We start from the raw sequence: 12,290 nt of genomic DNA, 5'->3' as shown, positions 1-12,290 counted from the left end.
TTCATGGGAAATTTCTGGACTTCCTTGAAGAAGAACCGCACCAAAATCTGGGTCGGCGCCATCACCCTGCTATTGGTGCTGTACCTGGTGGTGTCGGTACAACGCTCCTTCCTCCTCCTCGGTGACCCCAACCTGGTAGCGAAGGGCATCGGTGCGGCCTATCTGGTCCTGCCCATCGTCGGTGCGTGGGCGCTCATCCGCGAGCTCCTGTTCGGTGCCCGCACCGAGCAGATGGCCAAGGTCCTGGAAGCCGAAGGCGGTTTGCCCGAGGACACCCTGCCCCGAACGCCCGGCGGGCGGATTGTCCGGGCTGCCGCGGATGCGGAGTTCGAGAAGTACCGCGCCGAGGCCGAGGCAGCGCCGGAGGATTGGCGTTCCTGGTTCCGGCTGAGTTGCGCCTATGACGCCTCGGGGGACCGCAAGCGCGCCCGGGCATCAATGCGCGACGCCGGGAAGCTGTTCCGCTCTCAGCCCACCGCTGCGGGACGGTAGCTGCCCAGCTTCGACGCCGTATGGGCCACCCACTCCAGCGGTCCGCGGCGCCGGAGCAAAGCGAAGCACACACCGATTGCCACGGCGCAGAGTGCCTGGGTCCAATACATGCCCTCTTCTGTCCACCCTGCAGGAAGCGGCTGGTTGGTGAACCCCGAAACCACCCACACATGGGCGGAGTAAAGGCTGAGCGTCATGGCTCCCGGCCCGCTGAGCACTATCAGGATATTGACCTTGATGCGTTCGGTCACCGTACCCAGCAGCAGGAAGAAACCCACCACTGCAGCAGCTGTTCCGCCGGTGTGCAGCAGGTCCAGCGTGGTCCCTGCATGGGGGGAAGCCGTGGCCAACCACCACCACGAACCGGTTTGCTCCAGCCCGGTCAGATTAACCTGGAGCATGCTTTCCAGCGGGTACCCGCGCGTTCCGGGGAGCGCCTCCAGCGCCGCCCGGCCGCCCCACGCTTCCATCGCAAGGAAACCACCCAGCTTCGCCGCCGCAGCCACAGCGATTCCGCCGCCTAAAAGCAGCAACTGCACCTTCGCCGTCGTGAGTGCCAACCGGCCAATCACCAGTCCGATCAGCAGATAAGAGATCCACTGGAACACCGGGTAGTAGCCAGTGAAGAAGAGGTCTGCGAGGAGGCGTGCAGGTGTCCCCAGGTCCTCGCCGTTGGGGTTGTGACCCAGTTGCAGGGGAGGAGCGGCGTCCAACAGCAAGGGCCGGACCAGGTAGGCCAGCACCGGAGATAACAGAACCCAGCCCACCGCCCAGAAACACAGTGCCTGGAGCCGGAGGCCAAGGAACGGCAGGACGCACAGGAAAAGTACGGCGTAATGCACCAGGATGACGGCGACGTTGACGTCCAGCCCTCCCAGAGTGAGACCGACGACCGCAATCACCAACGCGCGCATGGCCACGCCGCCCCTGGCGGACCAAAGATCGCTGCCTGCGCGGGGTTCCTGCTTACCCGTACTCAGCGCCAGTCCAATGCCGGCAAGGACAGCGAAGAGTGCAGCAGACCTGCCCGAGAATACCAGTCCCACATATGTCGGCTCCCACGACGGGGAGGGCCCAAACGTCGGCAGGAGGTGCGTGGACATCATGCCAAGCAACGCTGCGCCCCTGGCGGCGTCGATCCCTGTGAGCCGTGAGGAGATCTGGCCGCCGTCGCCCGCTTTCCGCGGAGGCGCAGTCTCTTGCGAAGTCATGCTGCGATGGTCTCACAGCCAACTGTGAGCTGGACCGGCGGTAGAGTCCTATGCCATGGAATCCGTCAACGCCCAGTGGGCCGGAGCATTCACCATCATCCACGACGCCGATGGCTGGCAGCAGTTCCGACGCCTTGACGGCGGACTCTTCATGCCACCGGCCACAGATGGCCTGGAGGAGCGCGCCCGGATGTGCGCCGGGATCCATGCAAGCTGGTTAGCAACGTCCGGGCACTTGATCATCGAAGCCGAAGGCCCCGAGGACGGGTCGCCCTTCGATGTCCTGGTCAACGGCGTCCTCAGGCATCGTGTCTCGGGCGCCGGCCGCGTCAGTCATGACCTCGATCTTGGCTCCATGCCGGCACAATCAACTGTTCAACTGTGGTTGCCGCAGTACGGTCTCCTCAGAGTGCTGGAGGTGTCGTTGAAGGGCGAAGACGTCAAAGCCGCCGGGGGATCCGGCAAACGATGGATCACCTACGGCAGTTCCATCACGCAATGCAGGCAGGCCGATGGTCCATCCGAGGCGTGGCCGGCTGTGGTGGCCAGGCAATACGGCTGGCAATTGCAATCCCTGGGCTTCGGCGGTGAATGCCAATTGGACCCGGCGGTGGAGAGCACCATCTGCCAGCTGCCGGCAGACTTCATTTCCTTATGCCTGGGAATCAACACCTACAACGTGGCCGCCTTTTCGGGCCGGACCTTCGCGAGCCAGGTATTGGGCTTCCTCAGCGCTATCCGGCGGGCACACCCGGAAGTGCCCATCGCGGTCATCTCTCCAGTTCTTTCCCTTCCCCGCGAGGAGGCGCCCAATGCGGCCGGGTGGACGCTCGCCGACTACAGGAAGGCCGTGGCAGATGTGGTGCGGATAGTCCGCGAGCGGGGGGATAGACGCACTCACCTGGTGGATGGCGAAGCGGTGTTTACCCAGGCCGAGGCAGCCGCCCTGATGCCCGATACCTTGCATCCCAACAATGCCGGCTACCGGCTCATGGCCGACAGGCTGGGTCCACAGTTGGCGGCCGTCGCCAACGCGCACAGCTGACCGGGCTACAGCGAGCTCCGGCTGTGGGCTGTGGGGCTGCCCGTCTGACGGGTTCGGCCCGGCCGTCGCCTTCATAGCCTTGTCTTCGAATATATGTTCGAATAGCATGGCAGGATGAACGATGATCCTACGCCACCCGAAGGTCTCGCTGGACCCATGAAAGCGATGAGTCCCGGCGTGGTCGACTTCCTGTTCAGGCAACTCGTGGCGGGCGAACCTCCTGAAGACACCCAGTGGCGCCGCGAAGGAACTGTGCTGGCCGAGCAGCCGCCAGGGGCCGAACTCGCCCGGCGGCTGTCCGAGGCGGACCTGGATTCCCTGACACCCCTGGAACTGTTCGAGTACGTACGCGCTTCCCAGCGGTTGGTGACATGGGCCGAACACCTCAAGGAGCGGGCCGTGGCGCAATATTGCTCGGAGCAACCTGCACGGACGTCCGGTCCGGCCTAGCCCGCCCGGACTGAGAGGGCCTGCTGGGGCTGGGAGCTCCCGCCGGGCCTGCAACGTTCCGCCGTGCCCACCCGAAGCTGCGCCCGCCGGAATAGGATGGCGTGGTGACTCTGATGCCCCCGCATGTCCCAACCCAAAAGCCGGCCCAGGACCTTGATGCCACGTCCGTTGAGAGCCCGCTCTCTGGCAGCGCGCCCGCTGGGCCCGGTTTCGTTGAAGTCCGGCGCCGCCCGGGAGACGAGTCCGGCGACCTGACACAGCTTCGCGCCGCCGTCGTTCAGTATGAAGCGCTGCTGCCAGGTGCAGGTGCAGGTGCAGGTGCAGGGGGAGCGGCCGTGGAAGCAAACGTCGCGGCCCATGTTGTGCTGGTGGAGCAGGCCTGCAAACGCGGCGCACGCCTGGTGCTTTTTCCCGAGCTTTCCTTGACCGGGTACGAACTCACTGCATTTGAAGTCCCCGGCGAAGCAGGAAGTCCTTCGCAGGCCGGCCAGCAATCGGCGTGGTTGACCGACGGTGACCCGCGGCTCCGACCCCTGCAGGACGTCTGTGCCCGCACGGGGGCGGTGGTCGTCGTTGGGGCAGGGTGGCGGGAGGCGGATCAGACGCCCCGGCTGGCCTCGCTCATCGTTGGCCCGGACGGTGCTGTAAAGCCGGTCTTCAAAACTCATTTACACGGGCCGGAGCGGGAGCTTTTTGTCCCTGGGAGCGGCCCGGTAGTGGTTGATGTTCACGGATGGCGGGTTGCCTTTGCCGTGTGTGCTGACGCCGCGCATCCTGCCCACGCCGTTGCTGCTGCCGAAGCGAAGGCCGACGTGTACGCCGTGTCTGCGCTGTACACGCGGGGCGATGAACTCAGGCTTGGACTGCACCTGGGCGCCCGTTCCATGGACCACCGGATGTTCGGATTATTGGCGAACCTTGGAGGGAAAACGTCGTTGGGTCCCTCTTGCGGCCTCAGCGGGGGGTGGAGCCCCGACGGCGCTGCCCTGGTCCGCGCAGCCGGTACCGGAACGGAAGTCGCGATGGTGTCGTTGGATCGGTCCCGCCTTGATGCCTACAGATCCGCAGCAGGGGAATGAGGACCATCACGCGGAACCCATTCTTGTAACGAGCCTGTGACAGGGTAACGTTTTTCTTATGTCTGACTTGCGCGCCCATGCTCCCGCCCTTGGTACCCTTCTGACCGCTATGGTCACCCCGTTCACCGAGGACGGCAAGGTGGACTACGACCAAGCCGCTGCATTGGCAGAGAAGCTTGTCCAGGATGGTTGCGATGGGCTCGTAGTGACCGGCACCACCGGGGAGACCTCAACCCTCACAGACGACGAGAATCTTGGTATGTTCCGGGCGGTCAAAGAAGCCGTCGGCGGCAAGGCTGCCATTATTGCCGGAACCGGCACCAACGACACCGCGCACTCTGTGCACCTTTCCCAGCGCGCGGCTGAGGTTGGCGTGGACGGCCTGCTGATCGTCACGCCTTACTACAACAAGCCCAGCCAGGCCGGAGTCCGCGCGCACTTCGAGACGATTGCCTCGTCAACGGATCTGCCCGTCATGCTTTACGACATCCCCGGCCGCTCCTCCATTGCGATTGCTCCTGAGACCATGATCGGCCTGGCCAAGCACCAGAACATCGTGGCCGTCAAGGACGCCAAGGCAGATTTCGCCGCCGCTACGCGGGTCATGGCTGAGACTGACCTGGTCTTCTATTCCGGTGATGACGGATTGACCCTCCAGTGGATGGCGCTCGGCGCCGTCGGCCTGGTGGGCGTCACCACCCACGTGGCCACGCGTCGCTTCCGCGAACTGATCGACGCCGTGAACGCCAGCGACCTCGCCACTGCGAGGGCCATCAACTTTGAACTGGAACCCGTCATTCGCGCAACCATGACGCGGGTCCAAGGCGCAGTAGCCGCCAAGCAGATTCTCAAGTGGCAGGGAGTCCTGCCCAACTCGGTTGTCCGTTTGCCCCTCGTGGAGCCGGACGCGGCCGAGATCGACATCATCCGCGGGGATTTGGCGGAAGCCGGAATGGACTTCAACGTCTAGGACGGTTCCGCCGGAAAGTAGCACAATATGACCCAAACCGCCCTTCCCGGACTGGTTACGCCGCCGAAACTGCCGAAAGGCACGCTGCGGATTGTTCCTCTTGGTGGCCTGGGGGAAATCGGCCGCAACATGGCCGTGTTCGAAATCGACGGCAAGCTGCTGGTCGTTGACTGTGGCGTGCTCTTCCCCGAAGAGACCCAGCCCGGCGTAGACCTTATCCTGCCCGATTTCTCCTACATCGAAGACAGGCTGCAGGACGTGGTTGGCGTCGTGCTGACCCACGGTCACGAGGACCACATCGGCGCGGTGCCCTACCTGTTGCGCCTTAAGGCCGATATTCCGCTGATCGGGTCCCAGCTCACCCTGGCCCTGGTGGAAGCAAAGCTCCAGGAACACCGGATCAAGCCGTACACCCTCACCGTCACCGAGGGCCAGGTGGAGCAATTCGGCCCGTTCGAGTGCGAGTTCATCGCGGTGAACCACTCCATCCCTGATGCCCTGGCCGTTTTCATCCGGACCGAGGGTGGCACGGTCCTGCACACCGGCGACTTCAAGATGGACCAGTTGCCGCTGGATGGCCGTATCACCGACCTCCGCCACTTCGCCCGGTTGGGCGAAGAGGGCGTGGACCTCTTCATGGCCGACTCCACCAACGCGGACGTCCCCGGCTTCACCACGGCCGAAAAGGAAATTGGTCCCACTCTGGACCGCCTGTTCGGCCAGGCCAAGAAGCGCCTCATCGTCGCGTCGTTCTCGTCACACGTACACCGCGTCCAACAGGTCCTTGATGCCGCAGAAAAGCATGGCCGCAAGGTAGCTTTCGTTGGACGCTCCATGGTGCGCAACATGGCCATCGCCGCCAAGCTGGGGTATCTCGATGTGCCGGCCGGCATCCTGGTGGACATCAAGAACATCGACAACATGCCCGATGACCGTGTGGTCCTCATGTCCACCGGTTCCCAGGGCGAGCCGATGGCTGCCCTGTCACGGATGGCCAACGGCGACCACCGCGTCGTGGTTGGCCCGGGCGACACCGTCATTCTGGCCTCCAGCCTGATTCCCGGCAACGAGAATGCGGTGTTCCGCATCATCAACGGTCTCCTCAAGCTCGGTGCGGATGTGATCCACAAGGGCACTGCGAAGGTTCACGTCTCCGGGCACGCAGCGGCAGGGGAGCTCTTGTACTGCTACAACATCCTTGAGCCGCTGAACGCAATGCCTGTGCACGGCGAAACCCGTCACCTTATTGCCAACGGCAACATCGCGCAGGAATCCGGTGTTCCGTCCGAGGGCATCATTTTGAGTGACAACGGCACTGTGATCGACCTCAAGGACCACAAAGCCAACATCGTTGGCCAAGTAGAGGTCGGATTCGTCTACGTGGACGGTTCCAGCGTGGGTGAGATCACCGACGCTGACCTGAAGGACCGTCGCATCCTCGGGGACGAGGGCTTCATTTCCATCATCACGGTCATCAACCGCACTACCGGCAAGATCGTGTCCGGACCGGAAATCCATGCCCGCGGTGTTGCTGAGGATGATTCCGTCTTCGACGAGATCATCCCCAAGATCAACGCCGCACTGGAAGACGCTGTGCTTAATCATGCAGACCACACCAACCACCAGTTGCAGCAGGTGGTGCGCAGGATCATCGGCACGTGGGTCAACCGCAAGCTCCGCCGCCGTCCCATGATCATTCCGGTGGTCCTGGAGGCGTAGCCCGAGGGCAACATGCACACCCAAGGGGGCCTGAAATCCGCGGATTTCAGGCCCCCTTGCGGTACCGTGGCACTTATGGCGACCCGTACTACCTCCACGCCACGTGGCAGCTCCAGCAGTAAATCCGGCGGCACAGGCCGAAGCGCAGCCACATCCAAAACCAGTGCCGCCGCGAGCAAAAGCGGGCGGGGCAGTACTGCCCGCACCAAGCAGGCAGCCGCCGTCGTTCCCCAGGCTCCGCTGCCACTGCGCATGCTTTCAGGTTTTTGGCAGGGGATCGGCCATGTGGTCGGCGCCGGCGTCCGCCGCATTGGGTATGACGTCAGCGATCTCGATCCCGCGGATCGCCGTGACGGCGCAGCCCTGTTCAATCTGGTGCTGGGCATCGCGATTGCCACCTTCGCTTGGTGGGGCCTGACAGGTTGGCTCCCGGACGTTGTCTACAGCGTGGTCAACGGGACCTTTGGGTGGATGGCCCTGATCCTGCCTTTCATGCTGTTTGTTTGTGCTTTCAGGTTGTTCCGGAAACCCCAGGACGGCCGCGGCAACAACCGTGTGGGCATTGGCTTTATGATCATGACCCTGGCCGGGTCGGCTTTGGCCCACGTCATCGGCGGCCTGCCCACCGTGGCCGACGGGTTCGATGGCCTCCGTAAGGCAGGCGGCATGCTGGGATTCCTCGCCGCAGCGCCGCTGGCCGCAATCCACGTCGCAGTGCCGGTGGTCCTCTACAGCCTGTTGGCGTTCGTCTCTTTCCTGATCGTCACTGCGACCCCGTTCGGGGCCATTCCCTCCCGAATCCGGGGTGCCTATGAGCACCTCATGGGCGTGGACCTCGTGGACGGTTCCGGCAAGGACGCCCACGACCGCAGCTACCTTTACGAGAACGATGCACCGACCAAGCTCAAAAAGAAGCGCAGGCGCCTTTTCGGCAAGGACGAGGAACCCGAGGCAGGCCTGGAGGGCTACGTCGGGGACGAAGCTTTCGAACATGCAATAGTCGACGACGACGAAACTCCCGAGGAGTCGGAACCGCGTGTTCCGCCGGGGGTTCGTCGCCCAACCCAGGCGGAGATCGCCGTCGGGAAGATCAAGGCAGCCCAGGGCCTGGGCGCTGCACCCGGCATCGACAACCCCACCGAAGCCATTCCGGTCATCATCCCTGACATGACCGTGCCCGCGCCCGCTGTGGCCCAGGTCCCTGCGAAGCCTGCCGGTGCGCCGCTCCCGCAAACGCCGATTCCACAGCGCACGGAGCAGTTGTCCCTCGCCGGGGATGTCACCTACACACTGCCGGCCTCGGACTACCTGACGCCGGGCTCCATTCCGAAGGAGCGCACGGAGGCGAATGACGCCGTCGTCGCCGCCCTGACGGACACCCTGACACAGTTCAACGTTGACGCTGCCGTGACTGGCTTCAGCCGTGGACCCACCGTGACGCGCTATGAGATTGAGTTGTCGCCCGGTACCAAGGTGGAGCGCGTTACCGCACTGTCCAAGAACATTTCCTACGCGGTCGCGTCGAGCGATGTCCGTATCCTGAGCCCCATCCCCGGCAAATCGGCCATTGGTATCGAGATTCCCAACACGGACCGCGAAACGGTTTCCCTGGGCGACGTGCTGCGAAGCCAGAACGCCCGCCGGACCGACCACCCCATGGTCATGGGTGTCGGCAAGGACGTCGAGGGCGGCTACGTGGTGGCCAACCTCGCAAAGATGCCCCACCTCCTGGTGGCTGGGGCCACTGGTGCTGGTAAGTCGAGCTTCGTGAACTCCATGATCACCTCCATCCTCATGCGCGCCACCCCGGATGAAGTCCGCATGGTCATGGTGGACCCCAAGCGCGTGGAGCTCACCGCGTACGAAGGCGTCCCGCACCTGATCACGCCCATCATCACCAATCCCAAAAAGGCCGCGGAGGCCTTGCAGTGGGTGGTCCGTGAGATGGACGCCCGCTACGACGACCTCGCCAACTACGGCTACAAGCACATAGACGACTTCAACAAGGCTGTCCGTGCTGGCAAAGTGGTGCCGCCTGTGGACTCCAAACGCATCATCAAGCCCTACCCTTACCTTCTGGTGATCGTGGATGAGCTCGCCGACCTCATGATGGTGGCCCCGCGCGACGTCGAAGACTCGATCGTCCGCATCACCCAGCTTGCCCGTGCTGCCGGTATCCACCTGGTCCTGGCCACCCAGCGCCCGTCCGTGGATGTGGTCACTGGCCTGATCAAGGCGAACGTGCCTTCCCGCATGGCCTTTGCAACCTCGTCCGTGACGGACTCTCGTGTTGTGCTGGACCAGCCGGGCGCGGAGAAGCTCATTGGCCAGGGTGACGCGCTTTTCCTGCCGATGGGTGCGTCCAAGGCAATGCGTGTCCAGGGTGCCTGGGTGACGGAATCCGAGATCCACAAGGTGGTGGAGCACGTCAAGGGACAGCTCCAGGCCGTCTACCGCGATGACGTTGCTGCCGAAGCCCCCAAGAAGCAGATCGACGACGACATCGGAGACGACCTCGAGGTCCTGTTGCAGGCCACCGAATTGGTGGTCACCACCCAGTTCGGTTCCACGTCGATGCTGCAGCGCAAGCTCCGGGTGGGCTTCGCCAAGGCCGGGCGACTCATGGACCTCCTCGAATCCCGCGGCGTGGTGGGGCCCTCGGAAGGCTCGAAAGCCCGCGACGTCCTGGTAAAGCCTGACGACCTCGCGGCCGTCCTGGCAGCGATGAAGGGCCAGGAATCACCCGCTGCGCCCGACGCCCACACGGCGGCCCTGAGCGACAACGCGAACTCGAACATCGCAGTCGGCGGTTATGCGGAGGACCTGGTGCAGGCAGACCTGGACAACCGGACCCAGGCCGTTGAATATTACGATGGCGCTGACGGCCCCGATGACGACGACGGTGGCGACGACGCCTGGTCGCTGACGGGACGCTAGCTTCAAAGACGTCAGCCCAAAGACGGTAGCCTAGAGGGGTGACTACAGCCGAGGGTGATAACGCGACGTCCAGCAGCTCCGATGTCTGGAACCTGCCCAACATCCTCACGATGCTCCGCATCGTCCTCGTTCCGTTTTTCGTCTGGTTCCTGCTCGCCGACAACGGCGAGAACGGCCTGTGGCGCTGGGCGGCTGTGGTGGCCTTCGCGATAGCCATCTACACGGACAAGCTCGACGGCGACATCGCCAGGGCGCGCGGCCTCATCACCAACTTCGGAAAGATCGCAGATCCCATTGCCGACAAATTGCTGATCGGCTCCGCGCTGGTGCTCCTGTCCATCCTGGGGGAACTGCCGTGGTGGGTCACCATCCTCATCCTCGCCCGCGAGTGGGGGATTACCGCCCTTCGGTTCGTCGTGATCCGGTACGGCGTTATGCCGGCTTCCAGGGGCGGAAAGCTGAAGACGGTGGTCCAGACCGTGGCCATCTTCCTGTACATCCTCCCGTTGAAGGCGATCGCCCCCTGGCTTGGTGACGTCGCCTTCTGGGTCATGATGCTGGCGCTTGCCATCACGCTGTGGACCGGCGTTGAGTACGTCATCCAAGCGCTCAAGCTGCGAGCAGCGGGGCGTCGCGCATGACGCCAGGTGACGCCTCCGTCGTTGCAGCAGCGACCTCGACGGCGGTGGTCGCCGCGGCGATCGCGAAGAACCACACGGTAGCCACGGCTGAGTCGCTCACCGCCGGAATGGTAGCCGCCACCTTGGCCAACACTCCGGGCGCTTCAGGGATGCTTCAGGGCGGAGTTGTTGCCTATCAAAACTCCGTCAAGGCCGAGGTCCTCGGAGTTTCGGAGGAGTTGCTTGCCGACGTCGGTTCCGTTGACGGTGCTGTTGCCGGAGCCATGGCTGACGGTGCCCGGCGTGCCTGCGGTGCCAGCATTGGCGTATCCACCACCGGAGTGGCCGGACCTGATCCCCACGATGGCAAAGCCGTAGGAACAGTGTTCATTGGAATCGCTGCCGATGCCGGAACGGAAGCCTTCGAATACAGCTTTACGGGGGACCGCCAGTCCATCCGCGAGCAAGCCTGCGAGGCCGCCTTGGCGCGTCTGCTTGCCGTGCTGGAGGGGGTTGGTTACCGTTCGTAAAGCAGCCGGGAACAAAAACTGATTGCCAATAGTTGTGTCATTGTGTCGCTTCGGAAGAGCCGGGGCGCCTAGGATGTAGAAACCAACCCGGTCCGCCCACCCGCGAACCGGATGAATGAGGGAGCAAGGCGATACAGATGGTAAAGCAGCCCGTATCCGTGAACGGCGTTGTCCGCTGGAAGGATGTGGGCTTGGCTGATCAGGCACAGAGCGAACAGAAGGAGCGCAAAATGGTTGTACTACGCCACGAGATCGGTGATGTACTGCGCGATGTCCGCCAGCGTCAGGGCCGTACCCTCCGCGAGGTTTCGCACAGCGCCCGCGTCTCACTTGGTTACTTGAGTGAAGTTGAACGCGGCCAGAAGGAGGCTTCTTCCGAGCTCCTGTCCTCTATCTGCACAGCCCTGGATGTTCCGTTGTCCCACATGCTCCGCGAAGTCAGCGACCGTGTGGCTGTTGCTGAGGGAGTCGCCGTGCCGGACACCGTGCCGCAGGAATTCTCCCAGCGTTATGGGCGCGATCTGGACCTCACGGACGACTTCCCGCAGGGAATGCTCTCCGGAGCCCGGTAACCGTTCCACCAGAATTCGGAGAAGGTCCCCAGCCAATGGCTGGGGACCTTCTCTTTTGTGTTCGCTGCTGTGGCCTTCGCAGCCGGAGCCCGGGCCGATCAGGCCTCGGCAGGCTTGGTGGGATCTGCGGCGATGTCCGCTTCCCGCAGAGTGACGTCCTTGAGTACGCCGTCGCCGTAGATCGCATTGAGCCGGCCCATGTAGTCGGCAAGGGTCTGGACATCTTCAAGCGGCCATTCGCCCAGGCGTTCGCGGAACACTTGCCGCCGGGCATCCTGGACCTGGTGCATCTTGTCCTCACCCTTGTCCGTCAGGCGGATGGATTGTGCCCTGCCGTCCTGCGGGTCCGCTTCCTTGTAGACCAGGCCAATGCTCTCCAGGAAAGCGATCTGCCGGCTCACCGACGGCTTGCCAACGCCAATGCACGTGGCCAGGTCGGTCAGCCTGATGGGTCCTTCCCTCCGGATGACGGTCAGCAGCCCGTAGGCGGCCGGTTCCATGTCCGGATGCACCTGGCGCGACAACTGATGGGAGATTGACCGGGCACGGCGCCAGAGCAGGCTCAGCTGGTGTTCCACCTGCTGGAGGGCGTCGTCTACGGCGTCGCCGGGCACGGCCTGACTGGGCGTGCTCTGGAGAGGATTGCTCATGGCAACCATTCTAGA

The 12,290-nt window shown here is 63.7% G+C and carries 12 protein-coding genes; 10 read left to right on the top strand and 2 right to left on the bottom strand.

Features of this window, described 5'->3' with window-relative positions; genetic code table 11:
- Positions 1 to 3 precede the first annotated feature (3 nt).
- Entirely contained in the window at positions 4 to 492 is a 489-nt protein-coding gene (locus tag AB4Y77_RS18160; protein ID WP_311214233.1) for a hypothetical protein, read from the top strand.
- Here the strand turns inward: AB4Y77_RS18160 and AB4Y77_RS18155 are convergent.
- Entirely contained in the window at positions 468 to 1,703 is a 1,236-nt protein-coding gene (locus AB4Y77_RS18155) for a heparan-alpha-glucosaminide N-acetyltransferase domain-containing protein (protein ID WP_311214234.1), read from the bottom strand. The genes AB4Y77_RS18160 and AB4Y77_RS18155 overlap by 25 nt on opposite strands.
- Before the next feature lie 55 nt (positions 1,704 to 1,758).
- Here AB4Y77_RS18155 and AB4Y77_RS18150 point away from each other — a divergent pair, with 55 nt between their 5' ends.
- The 9 genes from AB4Y77_RS18150 to AB4Y77_RS18110 all read left to right on the top strand — a co-directional run bounded on the left by AB4Y77_RS18150 (position 1,759) and on the right by AB4Y77_RS18110 (position 11,625).
- Complete coding sequence (locus tag AB4Y77_RS18150) at positions 1,759 to 2,748, top strand: GDSL-type esterase/lipase family protein (RefSeq protein ID WP_311214235.1); 990 nt, start codon at positions 1,759 to 1,761, stop codon at positions 2,746 to 2,748.
- A gap of 114 nt (positions 2,749 to 2,862) precedes the next feature.
- Positions 2,863 to 3,198 (top strand): hypothetical protein, encoded by a 336-nt coding sequence (locus AB4Y77_RS18145; protein ID WP_442014894.1) that lies wholly within the window; start codon positions 2,863 to 2,865, stop codon positions 3,196 to 3,198.
- Between the two features lie 113 nt (positions 3,199 to 3,311).
- Positions 3,312 to 4,277, top strand: a complete 966-nt coding sequence (locus AB4Y77_RS18140) for a carbon-nitrogen hydrolase family protein (RefSeq protein WP_442014924.1) — start codon at positions 3,312 to 3,314, stop codon at positions 4,275 to 4,277.
- Between the two features lie 58 nt (positions 4,278 to 4,335).
- Positions 4,336 to 5,247: a 4-hydroxy-tetrahydrodipicolinate synthase gene (dapA, locus tag AB4Y77_RS18135; protein WP_311214237.1), complete on the top strand. Its 912-nt coding sequence runs from the start codon at positions 4,336 to 4,338 to the stop codon at positions 5,245 to 5,247.
- A gap of 27 nt (positions 5,248 to 5,274) precedes the next feature.
- Positions 5,275 to 6,966 (top strand): ribonuclease J, encoded by a 1,692-nt coding sequence (locus tag AB4Y77_RS18130; RefSeq protein WP_311214238.1) that lies wholly within the window; start codon positions 5,275 to 5,277, stop codon positions 6,964 to 6,966.
- 12 nt (positions 6,967 to 6,978) lie between these two features.
- Positions 6,979 to 9,903 (top strand): DNA translocase FtsK, encoded by a 2,925-nt coding sequence (locus AB4Y77_RS18125; RefSeq protein ID WP_442014893.1) that lies wholly within the window; start codon positions 6,979 to 6,981, stop codon positions 9,901 to 9,903.
- 38 nt (positions 9,904 to 9,941) lie between these two features.
- Entirely contained in the window at positions 9,942 to 10,544 is a 603-nt protein-coding gene (pgsA, locus tag AB4Y77_RS18120) for a CDP-diacylglycerol--glycerol-3-phosphate 3-phosphatidyltransferase (protein WP_442014892.1), read from the top strand.
- Complete coding sequence (locus AB4Y77_RS18115) at positions 10,541 to 11,053, top strand: CinA family protein (protein ID WP_442014891.1); 513 nt, start codon at positions 10,541 to 10,543, stop codon at positions 11,051 to 11,053. Before pgsA ends, AB4Y77_RS18115 begins: the two co-directional genes overlap by 4 nt.
- Before the next feature lie 137 nt (positions 11,054 to 11,190).
- Positions 11,191 to 11,625, top strand: coding sequence for a helix-turn-helix domain-containing protein (locus AB4Y77_RS18110; RefSeq protein WP_014921288.1), 435 nt, complete (start codon positions 11,191 to 11,193; stop codon positions 11,623 to 11,625).
- A gap of 98 nt (positions 11,626 to 11,723) precedes the next feature.
- Here the strand turns inward: AB4Y77_RS18110 and AB4Y77_RS18105 are convergent, their stop codons facing one another.
- A complete protein-coding gene (locus tag AB4Y77_RS18105; protein ID WP_442014890.1) occupies positions 11,724 to 12,275 on the bottom strand; it encodes a MarR family winged helix-turn-helix transcriptional regulator in 552 nt (183 codons plus the stop codon).
- Positions 12,276 to 12,290: the final 15 nt, after the last annotated feature.

Origin of the sequence: Paenarthrobacter sp. YAF11_1 (assembly GCF_052113445.1) — a bacterium.
GTDB lineage: Bacteria > Actinomycetota > Actinomycetes > Actinomycetales > Micrococcaceae > Arthrobacter.
The sequence above is the reverse complement of the archived record's forward strand: the minus strand, read 5'-3'. Positions and strand labels throughout refer to the sequence as shown.

Bases quoted from the DNA above. Each gene is read 5' to 3' on its own strand.
- AB4Y77_RS18160 (WP_311214233.1), top strand. From the start codon at position 4: ATGGGAAATTTCTGGACTTCCTTGAAGAAGAACCGCACCAAAATCTGG.
- AB4Y77_RS18155 (WP_311214234.1), bottom strand. From the start codon at position 1,703: ATGACTTCGCAAGAGACTGCGCCTCCGCGGAAAGCGGGCGACGGCGGC.
- AB4Y77_RS18150 (WP_311214235.1), top strand. From the start codon at position 1,759: ATGGAATCCGTCAACGCCCAGTGGGCCGGAGCATTCACCATCATCCAC.
- AB4Y77_RS18145 (WP_442014894.1), top strand. From the start codon at position 2,863: ATGAACGATGATCCTACGCCACCCGAAGGTCTCGCTGGACCCATGAAA.
- AB4Y77_RS18140 (WP_442014924.1), top strand. From the start codon at position 3,312: ATGCCCCCGCATGTCCCAACCCAAAAGCCGGCCCAGGACCTTGATGCC.
- dapA (WP_311214237.1), top strand. From the start codon at position 4,336: ATGTCTGACTTGCGCGCCCATGCTCCCGCCCTTGGTACCCTTCTGACC.
- AB4Y77_RS18130 (WP_311214238.1), top strand. From the start codon at position 5,275: ATGACCCAAACCGCCCTTCCCGGACTGGTTACGCCGCCGAAACTGCCG.
- AB4Y77_RS18125 (WP_442014893.1), top strand. From the start codon at position 6,979: ATGCACACCCAAGGGGGCCTGAAATCCGCGGATTTCAGGCCCCCTTGC.
- AB4Y77_RS18115 (WP_442014891.1), top strand. From the start codon at position 10,541: ATGACGCCAGGTGACGCCTCCGTCGTTGCAGCAGCGACCTCGACGGCG.
- AB4Y77_RS18110 (WP_014921288.1), top strand. From the start codon at position 11,191: ATGGTAAAGCAGCCCGTATCCGTGAACGGCGTTGTCCGCTGGAAGGAT.
- AB4Y77_RS18105 (WP_442014890.1), bottom strand. From the start codon at position 12,275: ATGAGCAATCCTCTCCAGAGCACGCCCAGTCAGGCCGTGCCCGGCGAC.